Genomic DNA, 19,316 nt, shown 5'->3' with positions numbered 1-19,316 from the left:
TTACAGCTTTAAAATATCCTTTTGTCGGATCTGTAAAATAATTTACATTTTACTTGATAATCTTTGATAAGTATAGTACAATGAAACTGTTGGAACTATTCGAAACAACACAGCAAGTTAAAATAAGGCAGTGGTTTTTAAGCTCAGTCCGTATTCAACTTGAAAAAGTGCGCACCGATTCGGTGCTTTTTATTTACTATAATAACTATATTTTACTCTTATTTCTATAAAAAGGCAACGGAATTCAAAGCGTTTTCAACAAATTCACTAAAAAAACTACGTTCATTTGAACGTAGTTTTAATATTTATGTCCCCTGCCGGAATCGAACCAGCAACTACTCCTTAGGAGGGAGTTGTTATATCCATTGAACTAAGGGGACTAGAGAAAAACTCTGCCAAGTGACAGAGTCATTTCTGATATTAACGACGGATTTCTTTGATACGCGCTGCCTTACCTTGCAATGCACGAAGGTAGTACAATTTAGCACGACGAACTTTACCGTAACGAACGACTTCAATCTTGTCAACACGTGGAGTGTGGATTGGGAAAGTACGTTCAACACCTACACCGTTAGAGATTTTACGAACTGTGTAGTTTTCTGAGATACCAGCACCTTTACGAGCGATAACGACACCTTCAAAGATCTGGATACGTTCGCGAGTTCCTTCGACAACTTTCGCGTGAACGCGAACAGTGTCACCAGGACGGAATGCAGGGATATCTGAGCGAAGTTGACCTTCAGTCAAGCTTTGGATTAATGGATTCATTTTTTCTCCTATCTTACTAATCTTGTAGTTCTAGACAACAGCGGATTAGCCGTTTTTTTAGTGCATCCATTTATGCACAAAGTATATTATATCAAAATTCTAGCAAAAGTAAAGATTTTTAGATAAAAATTCCTAAAAGAATCGCTAAAAATCCTATAAAGTAGGTCAGCATTAAATAGAGGCTAAACTTCTTCTTCTCTGAAAACATCTCTGCTAGTTCCGCATTAAAAGTGNAAAGAGTCGTTAAACCGCCACAAAAACCTGTTGCCAAAATGCTATACAGCTGTTTATCTTGGATATGATTATAAAAATATCCAATCAAAAAGGCTCCCAGTACATTAGCCATCAAGGTGCCTACTGGCAGAGCAGCCCTGCTATTAACCTTAGAAAAAAGGTAACGGACAAGAGCTCCTAGACCGCAAGCAATGAGCAAAAACCAAATCATGCGGTCACCTTCCTTCCAGCCCATAAAGCAATACAAAGGCTGCCGCCGATACTCAAGGCAAGATATAGGAGCAATTCTGGATAACGGCCTAAATCCAGCAATTTGAGCGAATCTAATAGAACTCCAGAAAAAGTCGTCAATCCGCCACAAAAACCTGTAGATAAAGCCAGTAGAAAACGCTTGGAAACTTGCTTACGACTGAGATAGCCTTTAACCAAATAGACTAAGAAGAAAGTTCCCAAATAGTTGACCAAAAGTGTCGCTAGAGGAAAATGTCCCGTGAATGTGAAAAAGGAAGAGCATTGATAACGGAGTAAACCGCCTAGCATCGCTGCTAGGAAGATTGCCAAAGAATTTTTTACTTCACTCATCTTATTTGCTTCTCCTGAAAAGCACGTGAATGCTTTAGGATGTCCGCAAAGGTCGCAAGAATCGTTTCTTGATAGTTCTTATTTTCAATCTTGCTCGCAACTCCAGCAAAGATCCTTTCTTCTCGCTTAGGATCTGCGACGGCCTTCCCAGTTGATTTTTTAACAGCCACAACTTGGCCAACCAGATTCATGCGCTGCTCTAGTAAGGTAACGAGTGCATCATCTATTTGGTCAATTTCCTGTCTGATTTCTTCTAACGTCATCTCATTCCTCCTCATATTCTATCTATCATATCAAAAAATAGTAAAATGTTCTAGTTTTATCCTAAATAAAAAAGGTCCTAAGGACTTTAAATTAAAAGAAAACTCGCAAAAGCGAGTATATATCTGCAACCTAAAACAACCTTAAATTAAGGGGAACTCACAGGGGCGAGTCTCTAGCTGCAGATTAAAAAGGTTCCCCGAACCTTGGATTAAGGAGAACTCGCAAAAGCGAGTTTTTATCCACAGATTAAAAAGGTCCAATGGACCTTTTTAACCAACTGAGCCTTCCATACTCATGTTGATGAGTTGGTTGAGTTCGACGGCGTATTCCATTGGAAGTTCTTTGGTAATGGGTTCCATAAATCCGTTGATAATCATAGCTGTGGCTTCTTCTTCGCTTATTCCTCGGCTCATTAGGTAGTAGAGCTGGTCCTCAGATACTTTGGAAACCTTGGCTTCATGCTCTAGCGCGACATTGGAATTATGAATTTCATTAAAGGGAATGGTATCAGAACTAGACTCACCATCCATCAGAATGGTATCGCACTCGATATGAGATTTAGAGCCAGCGCTATTCTTCCCAAAGCGAACCTGACCACGGTAGTCGGTCTTGCCGCCATCCTTAGCCACTGATTTAGAAATTAAGGTACTGGAAGTCTTGGGCGCATTATGAAAAACCTTACAACCAGCATCTAAGTGCTGGCCATAGTTAGCAAAAGACATAGAGAGGACAGAAGTTCTTGCATTGCGACCATTAAGAATGCTGCAGGGATATTTCATATTGACCTTGCTGCCTAAGTTCCCATCAATCCACTCTAAGGTGCCGCCTTCTTCAACAATCCCCCGCTCCGTTACCAGGTTATAGACATTGTCCGACCAATTTTGAATGGTCGTATAGCGGAAAAAGGCATCCTTTTTGACAATGATTTCGACATTTGCCGCATGAAGGCTATTGCTTGTGTAAGTCGGTGCTGTACAGCCCTCGATATACTGGATAGAGCCGCCCTCCTCGATAATCATCAAGGAACGCTCAAACTGGCCAGCATTTTCTCCGTTGATACGAAAATAGGTCTGAACAGGAACTTGGCACTGGACATTCTTAGGCACATAGATAAAGGTTCCACCAGACCAAACCGCACTATTAAGCGCTGAAAATTTATGCTCAGCATTTGAAATCACAGTACCAAAATACTGTTTGACCAAGTCTGGATATTCCTGCACAGCCGTATCCGTATCGGTGAAAATAATCCCCAGCTTGGCAAACTCTTCCTTCATATTATGATAAACCACTTCAGATTCATACTGTGCCACAGCTCCAGATAGGAACTGCTTCTCGGCTTCTGGAATTCCCAAGCGGTCAAAGGTTTTCTTAATCTCCTCTGGGACTTCATCCCAACTGCGAGCCCGATCTCCGCTTAGTTTCTGGTAGTAGATAATATCATCAAAGCGAATACCTGATAAATCTGGTCCAAAGTTAGGCATGGGTAACTTATGAAAAAGTTCCAAGGAGCGGAGGCGATAATCCAACATCCACTGGGGCTCATTCTTGATTTCTGAGATTTCTCGAACTACTTCTTCGGTCAAACCTTTACCAGTTGAAAAGAGTGGCTTGGCATTATCATGAAAGCCAAAGGCATAGTCGCGTTCTTTCATAGAAATTCCTCCTTTATCTAAGGGATAACGCTTACTTATATTATACTCCTAATCATGAGAATTGTCAGAAAATAATACTTTAACAAAAGAAAAACGGCTACAGCCGCTCTCCATATTGTCATTTTAAACTTTACTTACCAACTCTTCCGCAAATGCTTCCAAGCGCTCGATATCATCTTCTTCTGCAGAAAGATCTACTTTGACACATTCTGAACCTTTCACTGCTCCTGTAGCCGCAAAAATAGCATCAAAATCATCAACAGCCTTGCAGAATTCATCATAAAAAGTATCGCCTGAACCAACCACTCCATAGACCTTGCCAGACAAGTCCAATCCAGATAAGTCTTCGTAGAAGTCCATCATTTCATCCGGCAGCTCACCGTCACCGTAGGTATAGGTCGCTACAATCGTAATATCCGCTTCCAAGAAATCTTCTGCATCAACAGTGGTACACTCGTCCACTTCAACTTCTACATCTAGTTCTCTTAGCTTATCCGCCACAATATCGGCAATTTCCTCGGTGTTTCCAGTCATACTGGCAAATACAATTTTCGCTAAGGTCATAGTTCCCTCCAAATTATAATCTTCATTCATTATAACACATCTTTTTTATTTTAAAAATAAAAATTCTTGTGCTACAATAACTAGAGAAAGTTTAAGAGGTTCACAATGAGTATCTATAGTAAAATTCTGAAAATAATTAAGGAATACGATAAAATTATCATCCACCGCCACATGCGCCCCGACCCAGATGCAATTGGCAGTCAAGTCGGCTTACAAAAACTTCTCCAGCTCAACTTTCCTGAAAAATCCATCAAAGTCACAGGTTACAACGAGCCTAGTCTTACTTGGCTAGCAAAGATGGATGAGGTGACAGATGCGGACTACGAGCAGGCCTTGGTAATCGTGTGCGATACAGCCAACACTCCCCGCATTGATGATCAGCGCTACAGTACAGGCGACTTTTTGATTAAAATCGACCATCATCCCAACGATGATGCCTACGGAGATTTGCTGCTGGTTGATACAGATGCCAGTAGCACGAGCGAAATTATCGCTCTTTTTGCTTTCGAGAATCACTTAGAAGTAAATGACTATATCGCTAAACTCCTCTATGCTGGCATTGTTGGAGATACAGGGCGCTTCCTCTATCCAGCGACTACTGCACGCACATTTGAGGTAGCTGGAAAACTTCGCCAATATGCTTTTAATTTCTCAGAGCTATCTCGAAAAATGGACTCCATCACCCATCAAGTTGCCAAACTCCAAGGTTATGTATACGATAATCTGGAAGTGGATGAAAATGGTGCTGCGCGTGTCATCCTATCACAGCAATTATTGAAAGAAAATCAGCTGACGGATGCTGATACTTCAGCTATTGTAGCTGCACCCGGACGGATCGAAGATGTCCAGATGTGGGCCATCTTTGTCGAACAGCCTGACGGCCATTATCGTGTGCGGATGCGCAGTAAATTTACTCCAATCAATGAAATTGCCAAACAACATGATGGAGGTGGCCACCCACTTGCCAGCGGTGCCAATGCTTATTCCAAAGATGAAGTGGATTTGATTTATCAAAAATTAAAAGAAAGAGCAAAAAAGTAAGAAAATCATCCAAAAGACTTGTCAAATCATTTAGAATTTGATAAACTATCAAAGTAACTAATCTATGGCTCGCAAAGAGTCCATGGCAGAAAGGATTTTTTTAAAATGAGAAAAGACATTCACCCAGAATACCGTCAAGTTGTATTTATGGACACTACTACTGGCTACAAGTTCCTTAGCGGTTCAACTAAACGTTCAAACGAAACTGTTGAATTCGAAGGTGAAACTTACCCATTGATCCGTGTCGAAATTTCATCAGACTCACACCCATTCTACACTGGACGTCAAAAGTTCACTCAAGCAGATGGACGTGTGGATCGTTTCAACAAAAAATACGGTCTCAAATAAGAACTGTATTGACATTAAAAAGAATGTTGATACAAAGCCATTTCCGAGAAATCGGATTTGGCTTTTTTTGTTTTTTCCAATAGAAAATCCTTCGAAATCTGGAATGAGGCAGCATGACTACTGTCACTCATTCCTTCATCTAAAAGGATTGGTTTCAATTATTGATCTTCTTTCAATTTTTCGCGCTCAAGGCGAAGTTTGCGATTTGGATTTAGACGGTTAAAGAGTTCTTCCAGCTTTTTTGCATTCCAAACATCTGCTGCTGAGACAAAGTTGCCATTTTCGTCTCGAAAAGATATTGGTTTGTCACCCATTACATATCTCCTTAGTCAACAAATTCAAACTCAAACTTACCGATGCGCACCAAGTCTCCATCCTTGGCACCACGCGCACGAAGTGCTTCATCAACACCCATACCGCGCAACTGACGAGAGAATTTCATGATGGACTCATCACGGTCAAAGTTAGTCATTGTAAAGAGTTTTTCTAGTTTATCACCTGAAAGTACCCATGTAGCATCATCATCACGGGAGATTTCGAAGGCTGGTGCTTCTTCATCAAAGCCATAATAAGCCTCGTCTTCCATATCGGATTCTTCATAAAGTAGAAACTCAGATGTCTTATCCAGTAGCTCAGCTGTCGCATCCAAGAGCGTGGCAAGCCCCTGCTTGGTCAGGCTAGAAATAGGGAAAATCTGCGGCAACTCTTCAAATTCATCATAGTTGGCAGCCAGTTTTTGCTTGAATTCTTTCAAGTTTTTTGCACTGTCAGGCATATCCATCTTATTGGCTACAATGATCTGCGGCCGTTCCATCAAGCGCAAATTATAGGATTCTAGTTCTTTATTGATTGCAAGGTAATCTTCATAAGGATCGCGACCCTCACTGGCAGACATATCAATAACGTGCAAAATGACCCGTGTCCGCTCGATATGTCGAAGAAACTGGGTTCCTAGACCCACGCCCTGACTGGCTCCTTCGATCAACCCTGGCAGATCGGCTACAGCAAAAGATTCCCCAGACTGAGTCCGAACCATGCCCAGATTAGGAACAATCGTGGTAAAGTGATAAGCTCCAATTTTCGGCTTGGCTGATGTAATCACACTCAGAAGGGTTGATTTCCCAACTGAAGGAAAACCGACCAGACCAACATCGGCTAGTACTTTTAGCTCCAGCAGTAATTCTCTTTCCTGACCAGGCTCCCCATTTTCAGAAATTTCCGGAGCAGGATTTTTAGGTGTAGCAAAGCGAATATTGCCACGACCGCCACGACCACCATGCGCCACGATAAATCGTTGACCATGCTCAATCAAATCCGTAATGACCTTGCCAGTTTCAGCATCACGAACGGTCGTCCCCTGTGGTACACGGACAATCAAATCCTCCGCTCCTCGACCATGCATTCCCTTAGTCATTCCTTTTTCACCTGATTGAGCCTTGAAATGACGGTTGTAACGGAAATCCATCAAGGTACGCAGTCCTTCATCCACGACAAAAATCACATCACCACCACGACCACCATCGCCGCCCCAAGGTCCGCCATTGGGTACATATTTTTCTCGGCGAAAAGCTACCATGCCATCGCCGCCCTTGCCAGCCTTGACCTGAATCTTGGCTGTATCTAAAAACATACTCATATAAATTCTCGCTTCTTTTTTACTCTAAAAAAACGCCTTGCAGCGTTTAGGATTAGAAGATTACGCCAATAGCTTGTGCAAAAATTGCACCAATGGTTACAAGTAACATGATTACCACGACCAGCATTGTCAATTTTTCAAATCCAGTTTTTTTACGTTGTCCGTTATCTCCAAAAGCCACTTTATTACCTCAATTCCTAGATTACTCCCTATATTTTAACACGATTAGCATACTTTTTCAAATATTTACGAGATGAAAAAGAAAAAGAGAGATTTTGCTCTATTAGCCAAAGAATTCTAAAGGATATTTATGAAAATAATTTAAAAAGATTGAAGAGCTCACTCCAAATAGGAGACTTCTCCAATCTTTTGACTTTTATTCGATACCAATTTCAGCACGGACGACATCCGCAATTGTATCCACATAGTAGTCCACTTCTTCGTGAGTTGGCGCTTCAGCCATGACACGCAGAAGCGGTTCTGTTCCACTTGGGCGGACAAGGATGCGGCCATTTCCTGCCATTTCAGTTTCCATTTTTTCAATAATGTCTCTGATAGCAGGAACTTCCATTGACTTATCTTTCATGGCATTTTCGACACGAATATTAACCAATTTTTGTGGGTAAATGGTCACTTCTGATGCAAGTTCAGACAAACTCTTACCAGTTTCTTTCATCACTTTGGTTAATTGCACCGCTGACAATTGACCATCACCAGTGGTATTATAATCCATGATAATGACATGTCCAGATTGCTCGCCGCCTAGATTATAACCGTTCTTGCGCATTTCTTCTACCACATAGCGGTCCCCGACAGCAGTCACTACTTTATTGATGCCTTCACGCTCCAAGGCTTTGTGGAAACCAAGGTTGGACATAACCGTAGTCACAATTGTATTTTGAGCCAATTGGCCTTTTTCAGACAGATACTTGCCGATGATGTACATAATCTTATCACCATCTACAATATCGCCATTTTCATCAACAGCAATCAAACGGTCACTATCGCCATCAAAAGCGAGACCAATCGCCGCCCCTGATTCACGGACTGTTTCTTGTAAGCCTTCTGGATGAGTAGAGCCTACATTTAAGTTAATGTTGAGGCCATCTGGATTTTCTCCGATAACGGTCAGCTGGGCACCCAAATCAGCAAAAATTTGACGGGCACTAGTTGAAGCAGCGCCATTTGCTGTATCAAGGGCAACGTGCATTCCTTCAAGATCTAAACCAGTTGAAACGATATATTGTTGGTACTTACGCAAGCCTTCAGGATAGTCCACGACTTTCCCTAAGCCCTCAGCACTGGGACGTGGAAGGGTATCTTCTGCTGCGTCCAGCAAAGCTTCGATTTCAAGTTCGCGTTCATCATCCAGTTTATAACCATCGCCACCAAAGAATTTGATGCCATTATCGAGAGCAGGATTGTGACTAGCTGAAATCATGACACCCGCACTAGCTTTTTCGGATTTGACCAAGTAGGCAACACCCGGAGTAGCGATCACACCAAGTTTGTAGACGTGAATCCCAACAGAAAGCAGACCTGCAATCAAGGCACTCTCCAACATTTCTCCCGAAATACGTGTATCACGGCCAACAAATACCCGAGGAACTTCACTTTCGTGTTGGCTCAGAACATATCCACCAAAACGGCCCAGTTTAAAGGCCAATTCCGGCGTTAATTCCACATTAGCTTCTCCACGAACACCATCGGTTCCAAAATATTTACCCATTTTTAAAATTTTCCTTTCAAATCTTGCATTTATTTACTAGATGAATTCGAACTTGAGCTCGATTTTGAGCTTGACGAATTCGAATGTGTCGTTTTGGTCGTAACTTTCATCGTTGTTTCAAACGGTGTCACAACACTTGGCAAAACATTCCCATTGGCATCCATGGCCTGCAAGGAAGCTGCTCCACTATAATTTCCTGAAATAGTGACATTGCTTGGTAAGACTGCTGCGACATGATTAACTTTTTCCAAAGTTTCTTCATCGCTTGTCACTGTGACTTCTTCGTGCTCCAAGCTCACATTTGTGATAGAAATATCTTCTGCAACCTGACTGCCTGTGATGAGATACTTCACTGGCACTTTCTTGCTTGCTTTTTTACCTATCTTGACTGAAATTTTTTGCGGATTAACCGTAGCAGACAGACCACTAGGTAGATTTTCGACTTTCAGCTGCACTTCGACTGTTCCTTCTGATGCATTAGATAAATCCGCTACCACATGGAACTTCCGTGTACTTTCCTGCATTTCGCTACTTAAAGCCACTCTATTAGAACCCGTCAAAACAACGCTAGCCTCGGAAGTAAAGCCGCTAATGAAGTACCGTTCGCTATCATACTTGATATCAATCGGGACATTAGAAATCGTATTACTATAAGTTTCCGAAGTCACTTGGCGAATGCTGATACTATTTTGAAAACTACTAGACGTCGCATAAATAAACAAAACCAAAGCAAAAAATAAGGAGGAAATAATATAGAGAATTTTTTTACTTTGTTTCATTCTTCCATCCTCCTAGGATACGATTCTTTAGGCTCATTTTCTCATGCTTGTCTGATAAGAGAACTTCCCGCAGTTGTGATTCGAACTCGCTCAAACTCAAATCATGCTTGAAGACTCCATTATGTGTCGTAGAAATACCGCCTGTCTCCTCAGACACGACAAAAGTAAAGGCATCTGAAACTTCTGAAAGGCCAATCGCAGCCCGGTGACGAGTCCCAAATTCCTTGGAAATACCTGTGCTTTCTGTAAGCGGCAAATAGGCACAAGAGGCAGCGATCTTATTATCTTTGATAATAACTGCCCCATCATGAAGAGGCGTATTAGGAATGAAAATATTGATCAACAGTTCCCCAGAGATATCCGCATCCAGTGGGATTCCCGTTGCAATGTATTCCTGCAATGTTCGAGCGCCCTGAATAGCTACCAAAGCACCGATCTTACGCGGACTCATGTAAGCTACTGCCTTAACAAAGGCTTGAATCAATTTCTCCTCACTGCTGACTGGCGTGGCTGAAAAAATCTCAGTTGCTCTACCCAGCTTTTCAAGACCAGTCCGAATCTCAGGCGAGAAAATCACCACTGCCGCAATGACTCCGTAGGTAATAACCTGATTGATCAACCATGAAATGGTCGTCAAACCAATGATATTCGCTAAAAACTGTGCCAAGATGAAGAAGAGCACTCCCCGAACCAGAATCATAATTTTGGTCCCGGCAATTGCTTTAGTAAAATGATATAAAATCCAGGTAACTAAAGCAATATCAATAATGTTGATTAAAATATTCCAAGGATTACTGAATACATTAGACCAGTATTGGAGATTGGTTAATTGTTGAAAGTTCATTGCATAGTGGCCCTCCCAGTCAAAAACAAACAGTTCTCAACCATTATATCACTTTTAAGGATATTTTTCTGTAACCTTCTTTACTTTTTTATGATAAAATATTTCTTATGAAGATAAATACAGCATTGGGCCTCCTAGCAGGCAAGTCCTCCCACTTTGTTCTCAGCAAAATGGGACGTGGCTCGACTCTGCCAGGAAAAGTTGCCCTCACATTTGATAAAAATATTTTGCAAAACTTGGCCAAGAACTACGAAGTCGTGGTCATTACAGGAACCAACGGAAAAACTCTGACTACAGCTTTGACAGTGGGCATTCTCAAGGAAGCTTTCGGAGAAGTAGTGACCAATCCCAGCGGCGCCAATATGATTACCGGGATTACGACAACCTTCCTGACTGCTAAAAAAGGCAAATCTGGCAAACATATCGCAGTGCTGGAAATAGATGAAGCCAGCCTATCTCGGATTTGTGATTATATCAAGCCTAGCCTCTTCGTCTTTACCAACATTTTCCGTGACCAAATGGACCGCTATGGTGAGATCTACACGACCTACCAGATGATTCTGGATGCTGCAGCTAAAGTACCTGAAGCGACTGTACTGATGAATGGTGACAGCCCGCTCTTTAACTCGGTCAGCCTGAAGAATCCTGTCCGCTACTATGGATTTGACACGGAGAAAAGCCAACCTAAGCTAGCCCACTACAATACTGAGGGTATCCTCTGTCCTAAGTGCGAGCATATCCTCAAGTACGAGCTCAATACTTATGCAAATCTGGGAGCTTACATCTGTGAGGACTGTGGTTTCAAGCGCCCTAAGCTAGACTACAGTCTGACCGCTCTCAAAGCACTTGAGCACAATCGCTCTGCCTTTACCATTGATGGACAAGACTATCAGATCAATATCGGTGGTCTCTACAATATCTATAATGCCTTGGCCGCTGTGTCAGTTGCTCAGTTCTTCGGAGTCGAGCCAGCTACCATCAAGACTGGCTTTGACAAGAGCCGGGCTGTCTTTGGTCGTCAGGAAACTTTCAAAATTGGCGATAAGGAATGTACTTTAGTCTTGATCAAAAATCCAGTCGGTGCGACCCAAGCCTTGGAAATGATTGAGCTGGCACCTTTTGACTTTAGCCTATCTGTCCTGCTCAATGCCAACTATGCAGACGGCATTGATACCAGCTGGATCTGGGATGCTGATTTTGAGAAAATTTTAGAGATGGATATTCCTCAGGTCCTTGCAGGCGGAATCCGCCATTCTGAGATTGCTCGTCGACTGCGGGTGACTGGCTATCCAGCAGATCAGATTACTGAAGTCAAAGATTTGGAAGCAGTCTTTAAGATGATTGAAGAGCAAGAAACCAAACATGCCTATATTCTAGCTACTTATACCGCTATGCTGGAATTCCGCGAGTTGCTGGCAGAACGACAAGTAATCAGAAAGGAGATGAACTAATGGTTTATAGATCCCTCGTTTCTCCTGCAAACCAGGATTATCACTATGACTTAAAAATCGCTCATCTCTACGGCGACCTTATGAATACCTATGGCGACAACGGTAATGTCCTTATGCTCAAGTATGTAGCTGAAAAGCTAGGTGCTAGGGTTGAGGTTGATATCGTTTCTCTAGAAGATGACTTTGACAAGGATAGCTACGACATCGTCTTCTTTGGCGGAGGTCAAGACTATGAGCAAACGATCGTGGCTCGTGACCTGCCAGCTAAAAAAGATGCCTTGGAAAACTTTATCCATGACAACGGCGTTGTGCTAGCTATCTGTGGCGGTTTCCAACTCTTGGGTCAATACTATATTGAAGCTTCTGGTCGACGAATCGAAGGTCTGGGCATCATGGGACACTACACTCTCAACCAAGTCAAGAATCGCTATATCGGTGACATCAAGATTTATAACGAAGAATTTGATGAAACCTACTACGGCTTTGAAAACCACCAAGGGCGCACCTTCCTCTCTGACGATGAAAAACCGCTGGGCAAGGTCGTCTATGGAAATGGTAATAATCAGGAAGACGGCAACGAAGGCGTCCACTATAAGAATGTCTTTGGTTCCTACTTCCATGGTCCCATCTTGTCTCGCAATGCGAATCTGGCCTACCGTCTGGTGACCACCGCTCTGAAAAATAAGTATGGCTCTGCCATTGAACTGTCAGCCTATGAGGACATCCTAGCCCAAGAAACTCAAGAAGAGTACGGCGATGTCAAGAGCAAGGCTGAATTTGAATAATTAGGAGAATCATTATGAAAGAAAAATTGCATTATATCCTGCTTTTAATTACCATTCTATTGGTAGCCAGTATTTCCTTGGCCAATATGCAGAGCGTCAATGTTAGTTTTATCCTCTTCAGCTTTAAACTTCCCTTAATCATTTTGATTCTGGTCTCTGTCCTCCTAGGCTCTATTACAACCTTTCTCATCAGCATATCTAAAAACTTCTCGCTGAAAAAAGAGCTTAAGAAAACCAAAGAAAGTCTTAAAACATCTCAAAAAGAAAACTAGGTTGGAATTTCCAGCCTAGTTTTTTACTACTTCGTTTCAACAAAACCAAATTTATCTAAAGGAGAGATACGGAATTCTATAATTCCCTTAATCTGCTCCTTTTTGATCAGACCAAATTCTCGACTGTCTTTCGTATTTTCCCGTCGATCATTCAAGATGAGAAAAGAATTTTTAGGGATGGTATCAGAAGTCGCTCCTTTTAAGTCAACAACAGAAAAATCGTGGGTATAATAACCCGTGCTGGCAGCCGAAGCCAGATATTTCTCTCGCATCTTTTCGATATATTGCTCTGATTGTACCTGATTGTTCAGATACAGCAAGTTATCCATATAGGTTACCTTGTCATTTTCCTTAGCAATGACACGGCCGACATACTCTTTTCCATCGACCTCATAGAGGGCAAATTCCCCACGAGCAAGCTTGGCTGTCTTATCCGCCAAGACCAAATCATTTTCCGCTAAGAAAGAATTGGCATCTTGCTTGGTGATACGATAAGGTGTATAGACAAACAAGCGTAGCCCCACCAGAATGGCAATAAATACCGTCACAATGATAATATTTCTCAGTAAATCTCTCTTTAACATCTCTCTCCCCTGTCCTTTTGTTCTATTATATCATTTTTCATGGGATTAGACAAAACACAGAGATGAGAGAGGATTACGTTTAACAAAATTGTAAAAAATGAAAAGGCAAAGCCTATTGAGGAGCTCCCTCAATCGAATTTGCCTTTTTTATTTTAATCTTCTTTAGTCACGCGTGATTTGTTAGCGATATCAGCTAAGATAGCTTGAACAAAGTCATCAACTGAGACAGTTTGTGTTTCTTTTTGGCCATAGCGGCGAACATTGACAGTTCCATCTTCCATTTCCTTGTCCCCAACGATCAATTGGTAAGGAATCTTGCTGGTTTGTGACGCACGAATCTTGAACTGCATTTTTTCATTGCGCTCATCCACATCAGCACGGACACCGCGGTCACGGAGTTTCTTAGCCACTTCCCATGCGTAGTCCACGTGTTTTTCGTTAGATACTGGGATGAGGGTTACTTGATGTGGTGCAAGCCATGTTGGGAAGGCACCCTTGTAGTTCTCAATCAAGATAGCTGTGAAGCGTTCCATAGTTGAGATAACCCCACGGTGGATCATAACTGGACGGTGCTCTTCGCCATCAGCTCCGATGTATTTGAGATCAAAGCGTTCTGGCAACAAGAAATCGAGCTGTATCGTAGAAAGAGTTTCTTCTTTTCCTAGGGCGGTCTTCACTTGGATATCGAGTTTCGGACCATAGAAGGCAGCTTCACCTTCGGCTTCAAAATAGTCTACGCCCATTTCATCAAGCGCTGCACGAAGCATGGTTTGGGCATTTTCCCACATTTCATCATTGTCAAAGTACTTATGAGTATCTTGAGGGTCACGAAGAGAGAGACGGAAGCGGTATTCAGTCAAGTTGAAGTCTTCATAGACATCAATAATCAACTGAAGGGCACGTTGGAATTCTTCTTGGATTTGTTCTGGAGTAACAAAGAGGTGACCGTCGTTGAGAGACATTTCACGCACACGTTGAAGACCAGTTAGGGCACCAGATTTCTCATAGCGGTGCATCATACCGATCTCGGCGATACGGATTGGCAATTCACGGTATGAGTGAACATGGTGTTTGTAGACCTGGATGTGGTGTGGGCAGTTCATTGGACGAAGAACAAATTCTTCCCCGTCACCCATGTCCATAGTTGGGAACATGTCCTCTTGGTAATGATCCCAGTGACCAGAAGTCTTGTAAAGTTCTACTGAAGCAAGTGGTGGAGTGTAGACGTGTTGGTAGCCAGAAGCCAACTCCTTGTCGACAATGTAGCGTTCCAATTCACGACGAATAGTCGCCCCATTTGGCAACCAGAATGGAAGTCCTTGTCCGACTTCTTGTGAAATCATGAAGAGGTCAAGCTCTTTACCAAGTTTGCGGTGGTCACGTTCTTTGGCTTCTTCACGCATTTGAAGGTAGTTCTTCAAGTCTTTTTTGTCAAACCAAGCTGTACCGTAGATACGTTGCATCATCGCATTGTCGCTATTTCCACGCCAGTAAGCACCTGCTACATGGAGAAGGTGGAAGATTTGGATGCGACCTGTTGAAGGAACGTGAGGTCCACGGCAGAGGTCTACATATTCGCCTTGACGGTAGATGGTCAAACCACCCTCATCTTCTGAGTGCTCTTCAATCAATTCCAACTTGTAAGGGTCATTTTGGAAAATTTTACGTGCCTCATCCTTGGACACTTCCTCACGGATGGATGGGAAGTTTTCTTTGACGATCTTCTTCATTTCTTCTTCGATACGAGGCAGGTCTTCGTTTGAGATTTGGCCAGCTTGATTGTCCGTATCGTAGTAGAAACCATCTTCGATGGCTGGGCCAACCCCTAGATGAATGTCTGGAAAAAGGCGGCGAGCTGCTTGAGCAAACAAGTGAGCAGCTGAGTGGCGCAAGATTGGCAGAGCATCTTCGTGATCAGGTGTCACGATTTCAATAGCACCATCTTCAGTGATGGCACGAGTCGTATCAATCAGTTTGCCATTGAATTTACCAGCCAAGGCCTTTTTAGCTAGGGAATTGCTTATAGATTGGGCAATTTCAAAAGTTGTAACGCCAGCCTCGAATTCACGAACAGCGCCATCTGGGAAAGTAATCTTAATCATGGTTTTCTCCTTAAATATTTATTCTATTTTTTTGGACAATTTTAAGAGCCGAGCAACTTCTTCCACAGTCTGATTTTCTGACTGACTACCATCTGTTATAAGGCTAGGATAGCCTAATTTCATCGCTTCCTGCCGAACCATTTGGGCAAAAAGAATGTCTCGTTGCATCCAGTTTTCAAAAGCTTGCTCAGGATTGGTTGTTCCCTCTAAAACATAAGGAACCCATTCTCTCTGTCTATAGTGCTTTTTCTGAAAATCGGCTGTTGGAGTCAAGCATAGATAGGAAGACGCTGGACATTCAAGCTCCTTTACCAAGTGAGGCAAAAGTCCTGCCCCCTCCACCAATAGAGGTCTATCTTGATTTTTTATCAAGTAAGATTTCACATAAGGAAAAATCTCTTCATAAAAGCGACATTCTTCATCTGCCATCTCTTCTGGACTTCTCATCCAGATTTGTTCTGGACTTCTATCCTGTCTAAGAAGGCAAATTGGCTGTGAGTCTGCACTTGCTTGACTCATCATCTCGTCTACCAAATCATCCAGTTTGATATGAAGTAATTGATACTGTCTAGCAAGAAGTGAAGCAATTGTTGACTTCCCACTACAAGGCGATCCGCCAATCATATAAAGCATCATTCTTCCTCCTTCTGACAAAATAAAAACGACATCCTCGAAAGGACGTCGCAACGTGGTTCCACCTTCATTTATGCAAGTCAAAAAGACCTACACCTCTGATTGGCTCTAACGTAGCCACCGTTTTATGTTTTCATAAAAGCCAGTAGAGTAGTCCCAACTGCATCCTCTACGCGATTTCCAGCTCCACGCGCTCTCTAAAAGATTTTCTGCAGGTGATATGTCTCTAAAAATTATTATAGCACGATTGAAAAAATTTGCAAGAACTTTTATTGGTTTTCAGCTCTGCTATTTTTCCTACTAAATAGATAAATCAAGTGTCCTAAACCATTTCCAGCTAGTGAGCATAGGAAATAGGCGGCATGATAAAGAGGAATCCACTCCCCAAAGGTGAAAATAGTCAGGAAAAATAAGAAAGCAACCAAGAAAGAAAAGCGCAGAGAAAACCCATAAAAAGCTGCATAGAGCAGGGATACCAACAGGGTCGCCAGAGGAGAGTAGATGAGAACATTTCCAACTACTAGCCCCTTACTTAAGATGGAATCCATAGGCAAATATCGTAACAGTATATAAAAGACAAAATAGAAAAAGAAAAGGGGGAGCAAAAAGAAAATTTCTTTTTTATGGACTTTCATAAGAGCACCTCCGTTCATTAGGCCTTATGAGAAAGTTTATTCCCAATATTTCCGAATATTCTTTATTTGCTTCTTAGAGGCTTTTATCATCCTAGTTGAGCTGTTTACCGGCAGTGACATGATTTTTCCTGGCAAATAGACAATGGTCTTGGCCAAGCGTTTGGCCATCGTTTCTTCTGGATTGAGATCATTATGAAAATCCTTGCTAATGGTTAAATCTAGATAGAATTCATAGACACGACGACCAAAATTCTCGGCGGAAATCTCGTATAATTTATCGGCTAGCTTTTTCTCGTCCATATCTGGCGTTGCCAAAATGGCCTCCAAAATAGCTCCTGCTAAATCTCGACTTTCATAATAAAGCGTACCAAAGGTTTTATCGCTGATTACATTATCCAGATAGGGATTGCCATGGGCGATGATGGGCGTACCACTGGCTAGACTTTCCAGATAAGTCAGCCCCTGCGTCTCGCTGGTTGAGGCTGAGATAAAGAAATCTGCCGCCTTATAGTAGAGAGCCGTATCACTCGGCGCAATCATCCCTGTAAAAATGACTGAATCCTCAATATGAAGCTGGGCTACCAAGGCTTTTAAGTCCTCAGCATAAGGCCCATCTCCAACAATGACCAACTTCACCTTGGCATTTTCTTCCAGAACCATTGGCAGTGCTTCAACAATCGCCTGGATATTTTTCTCGTAGGAAATTCTGGATAAACTGAGCAGCATGATTTCGTCTTCTGCTATGCCCAGCTTAAAGCGCAGTTTCTTGATGTCTTCCCGTGAGAGTTCTGGGCGGTCAAACTTGGCCAAGTCGATTCCTGTCGGAATAACCCGTTTTTCCGCCTTGATTTTGTAGCCGACCAATAGATCATAGACAATCTCAGATGGACAAATGACACCATCCAAATCGCTCATAAAGCCACGCACGATGTACTTGACCATACTTGGGCGAATGACCATGCCCTTGGCAAGATAGTGCACATAGTCCTCATATTGGGTATGGTAGGTGTGAACCACTGGAATCCGCAGTTCCTTGGCAATCCAGATGCCCAAAAGACCCAGCGAAAACTCTGTCTGAGTATGGATGATATCCAGCTGATACTGGCGGGCAATTTCCAAAGCATTGGAAAAGCCACGATAAGCCACGCGCCGATCCTTAAAAGCGAAGAAAGGCACGCTGGGAATACGGATAATCTGCCAATCTTCATAGCGGTTGACATCCTTGTCCGTCGTAGTAAAAATAAAGACTTTGTGACCTAGTTTCTCTAGCTCAGTCTTGAGGGTGCGAATGCTCGTCGCCACCCCGGAAACCTGAGGAAAATAGGTATCTGTAAAAAGACCAATCCGCATATCACATCTCCAAAACTGTTTGGTAAGCCTTGACTAACTGAAGCGCGACGTCATCAATGGAGCGACTCTCCGCAACACGATAACCTGCTTCACGTTTGTCCACTTTTCCATCAAGAACCTTACGAAGCGATTCGACAAACTCATCTACATTATGACAAAGCTCCGCCGACTCCTCATCAATCCAGCCATTATAAACAGGAATATCACGCAGAACTACGTGTTGGCCGCTGGCCAGCGCTTCTAAGACTACAATCCCTTCAGTCTCTTCATAAGACGGGAAAAAGAAGGCATCGCTGCCTGACATAGCTCCTTGGAAGACTGCACCTTTGAAATAACCCGGAAATTCTACGTTTTCTGGATGATTATAGAGGACAAGATCTCGAATTTTGCGCGGAATAAGCCAGAGATTGATAGAACCCAGCCAGATAAAGCGGACATCTGGCATTCTACGAGCTACTTCGACAAAGTCTTCGATTCCTTTTCGTCTGAAATAAAGGCCGGCACAGATTACGACTTTCTGCCCATCTGCAATCTGAAAATGTTTTTTAAAGACTTCTTCCTTGCGTTCATCTTTCTTGTATTTCGACAGGTCAATGCCGTTTGAGACAGCCATAATGGGCGTCGTCACACCGTAGGATTGAATCAATTTTTTTGAATACTCAGACGGAGTAATGATAAAATCCGCCATTTTATACATGTGCGCTAGATATTTACCAAACAAGGGCGCAAAAAGATTGGAGCCAATAAAAGAGTTTTCAAAGTCTTCTTTGGTCGAATGTCCGTGCATGATCACTTTTTTGCCTCCCCGCTTAGCCGCGTGAAGAAGAAGCAAACTACGAGGTCCGTAAGTGTTGATGTGCACGACATCATAATCTCCCAAAACATCCGTTGTATAAGGAATTCCTGCCAGATCCAATGCATGCATTTGATGCTGCAAGGCACGGCCGATGCCTGACTTTTCTAAAACAGACTTTCCTTCTAGATATAGTAATACTTTCATATCTTCTATTATACCCAAAAGAAGCAAAAAAAGAAACGCCAAGGGAAGATTGGCAGTTAAATA

Annotated in this window: 23 protein-coding genes and 1 tRNA gene; 5 read left to right on the top strand and 19 right to left on the bottom strand. The window is 42.5% G+C overall.

Translation table 11 applies throughout. The features are described 5' to 3' along the window. Positions 1-308: 308 nt before the first annotated feature. The 7 genes from D8791_RS06470 to D8791_RS06440 all read right to left on the bottom strand — a co-directional run bounded on the left by D8791_RS06470 (position 309) and on the right by D8791_RS06440 (position 4,064). A tRNA-Arg gene (locus D8791_RS06470) sits at positions 309-380 on the bottom strand. Between the two features lie 40 nt (positions 381-420). Next, a complete protein-coding gene (gene rplS, locus D8791_RS06465) occupies positions 421-768 on the bottom strand; it encodes a 50S ribosomal protein L19 (protein ID WP_005590628.1) in 348 nt (115 codons plus the stop codon). A 118-nt stretch (positions 769-886) separates the two neighbouring features. Further along, the gene (gene crcB, locus D8791_RS06460; RefSeq protein ID WP_185760567.1) at positions 887-1,213 is read right to left on the bottom strand and encodes a fluoride efflux transporter CrcB; all 327 of its coding nucleotides are present in this window, start codon (positions 1,211-1,213) and stop codon (positions 887-889) included. Continuing rightward, positions 1,210-1,584: a fluoride efflux transporter CrcB gene (crcB, locus tag D8791_RS06455; RefSeq protein ID WP_125446783.1), complete on the bottom strand. Its 375-nt coding sequence runs from the start codon at positions 1,582-1,584 to the stop codon at positions 1,210-1,212. The genes crcB (D8791_RS06460) and crcB (D8791_RS06455) overlap by 4 nt, the downstream gene beginning before the upstream one ends. Continuing rightward, positions 1,581-1,847 carry a chorismate mutase gene (locus tag D8791_RS06450; RefSeq protein ID WP_125446781.1) on the bottom strand — a complete coding sequence of 89 codons (267 nt, stop codon included), beginning with the start codon at positions 1,845-1,847 and terminating at the stop codon, positions 1,581-1,583. The genes crcB (D8791_RS06455) and D8791_RS06450 overlap by 4 nt, the downstream gene beginning before the upstream one ends. Before the next feature lie 270 nt (positions 1,848-2,117). Then, entirely contained in the window at positions 2,118-3,500 is a 1,383-nt protein-coding gene (gene sufB / locus D8791_RS06445; protein ID WP_125446779.1) for a Fe-S cluster assembly protein SufB, read from the bottom strand. A 123-nt stretch (positions 3,501-3,623) separates the two neighbouring features. Further along, a complete protein-coding gene (locus D8791_RS06440; protein WP_125446777.1) occupies positions 3,624-4,064 on the bottom strand; it encodes a flavodoxin in 441 nt (146 codons plus the stop codon). A gap of 105 nt (positions 4,065-4,169) precedes the next feature. Here D8791_RS06440 and D8791_RS06435 point away from each other — a divergent pair, with 105 nt between their 5' ends. Further along, positions 4,170-5,105: a DHH family phosphoesterase gene (locus D8791_RS06435; protein ID WP_125446775.1), complete on the top strand. Its 936-nt coding sequence runs from the start codon at positions 4,170-4,172 to the stop codon at positions 5,103-5,105. A 105-nt stretch (positions 5,106-5,210) separates the two neighbouring features. Further along, positions 5,211-5,453, top strand: a complete 243-nt coding sequence (locus D8791_RS06430; protein ID WP_048763695.1) for a type B 50S ribosomal protein L31 — start codon at positions 5,211-5,213, stop codon at positions 5,451-5,453. Positions 5,454-5,611: 158 nt separating this feature from the next. Here the strand turns inward: D8791_RS06430 and D8791_RS06425 are convergent, their stop codons facing one another. The 6 genes from D8791_RS06425 to cdaA form a co-directional block, all read right to left on the bottom strand. Beyond that, positions 5,612-5,767 carry a hypothetical protein gene (locus D8791_RS06425; RefSeq protein WP_125387654.1) on the bottom strand — a complete coding sequence of 52 codons (156 nt, stop codon included), beginning with the start codon at positions 5,765-5,767 and terminating at the stop codon, positions 5,612-5,614. A gap of 11 nt (positions 5,768-5,778) precedes the next feature. Beyond that, complete coding sequence (gene obgE / locus D8791_RS06420; RefSeq protein ID WP_125446773.1) at positions 5,779-7,089, bottom strand: GTPase ObgE; 1,311 nt, start codon at positions 7,087-7,089, stop codon at positions 5,779-5,781. 52 nt (positions 7,090-7,141) lie between these two features. Then, positions 7,142-7,270, bottom strand: coding sequence for a DUF4044 domain-containing protein (locus D8791_RS06415; protein ID WP_065426516.1), 129 nt, complete (start codon positions 7,268-7,270; stop codon positions 7,142-7,144). 195 nt (positions 7,271-7,465) lie between these two features. Beyond that, positions 7,466-8,818 (bottom strand): phosphoglucosamine mutase, encoded by a 1,353-nt coding sequence (glmM, locus tag D8791_RS06410; RefSeq protein WP_125446771.1) that lies wholly within the window; start codon positions 8,816-8,818, stop codon positions 7,466-7,468. A 29-nt stretch (positions 8,819-8,847) separates the two neighbouring features. Then, positions 8,848-9,597 (bottom strand): CdaR family protein, encoded by a 750-nt coding sequence (locus D8791_RS06405; RefSeq protein WP_048763687.1) that lies wholly within the window; start codon positions 9,595-9,597, stop codon positions 8,848-8,850. Beyond that, the gene (gene cdaA, locus D8791_RS06400) at positions 9,584-10,441 is read right to left on the bottom strand and encodes a diadenylate cyclase CdaA (RefSeq protein WP_125446769.1); all 858 of its coding nucleotides are present in this window, start codon (positions 10,439-10,441) and stop codon (positions 9,584-9,586) included. Before cdaA ends, D8791_RS06405 begins: the two co-directional genes overlap by 14 nt. A 107-nt stretch (positions 10,442-10,548) precedes the next feature. On the opposite strand from cdaA, the gene murT reads away from it, so the two are divergent. The 3 genes from murT to D8791_RS06385 are packed head-to-tail and all read left to right on the top strand — an operon-like array spanning position 10,549 to position 12,949. Continuing rightward, complete coding sequence (murT, locus tag D8791_RS06395; protein ID WP_125446767.1) at positions 10,549-11,892, top strand: lipid II isoglutaminyl synthase subunit MurT; 1,344 nt, start codon at positions 10,549-10,551, stop codon at positions 11,890-11,892. Beyond that, the gene (gatD, locus tag D8791_RS06390; protein WP_125446765.1) at positions 11,892-12,677 is read left to right on the top strand and encodes a lipid II isoglutaminyl synthase subunit GatD; all 786 of its coding nucleotides are present in this window, start codon (positions 11,892-11,894) and stop codon (positions 12,675-12,677) included. Before murT ends, gatD begins: the two co-directional genes overlap by 1 nt. A gap of 14 nt (positions 12,678-12,691) precedes the next feature. After that, positions 12,692-12,949 carry a LapA family protein gene (locus D8791_RS06385; protein ID WP_125446763.1) on the top strand — a complete coding sequence of 86 codons (258 nt, stop codon included), beginning with the start codon at positions 12,692-12,694 and terminating at the stop codon, positions 12,947-12,949. Between the two features lie 26 nt (positions 12,950-12,975). Here D8791_RS06385 and lepB read toward each other — a convergent pair whose 3' ends face one another. The 6 genes from lepB to D8791_RS06355 form a co-directional block, all read right to left on the bottom strand. Beyond that, positions 12,976-13,533 (bottom strand): signal peptidase I, encoded by a 558-nt coding sequence (lepB, locus tag D8791_RS06380; RefSeq protein ID WP_125446761.1) that lies wholly within the window; start codon positions 13,531-13,533, stop codon positions 12,976-12,978. A 152-nt stretch (positions 13,534-13,685) separates the two neighbouring features. Then, on the bottom strand, positions 13,686-15,635 hold the full coding sequence (gene thrS, locus D8791_RS06375; protein WP_125446759.1) for a threonine--tRNA ligase: 1,950 nt from the start codon (positions 15,633-15,635) through the stop codon (positions 13,686-13,688). Positions 15,636-15,653: 18 nt separating this feature from the next. Then, complete coding sequence (locus D8791_RS06370) at positions 15,654-16,271, bottom strand: adenylate kinase family protein (protein WP_260473511.1); 618 nt, start codon at positions 16,269-16,271, stop codon at positions 15,654-15,656. Between the two features lie 266 nt (positions 16,272-16,537). After that, complete coding sequence (locus D8791_RS10645; protein WP_125446755.1) at positions 16,538-16,903, bottom strand: hypothetical protein; 366 nt, start codon at positions 16,901-16,903, stop codon at positions 16,538-16,540. A gap of 36 nt (positions 16,904-16,939) precedes the next feature. After that, a complete protein-coding gene (locus D8791_RS06360; protein ID WP_125446753.1) occupies positions 16,940-18,253 on the bottom strand; it encodes a glycosyltransferase family 4 protein in 1,314 nt (437 codons plus the stop codon). A 1-nt stretch (position 18,254) separates the two neighbouring features. After that, the gene (locus tag D8791_RS06355) at positions 18,255-19,253 is read right to left on the bottom strand and encodes an LTA glycolipid anchor biosynthesis glycosyltransferase, IagA/BgsA family (RefSeq protein ID WP_125446751.1); all 999 of its coding nucleotides are present in this window, start codon (positions 19,251-19,253) and stop codon (positions 18,255-18,257) included. Positions 19,254-19,316 lie beyond the last annotated feature (63 nt).

Source organism: Streptococcus cristatus (genome assembly GCF_003943515.1).
GTDB classification, from domain to species: Bacteria; Bacillota; Bacilli; order Lactobacillales; family Streptococcaceae; genus Streptococcus; species Streptococcus cristatus_D.
The sequence above is the reverse complement of the archived record's forward strand: the minus strand, read 5'-3'. Positions and strand labels throughout refer to the sequence as shown.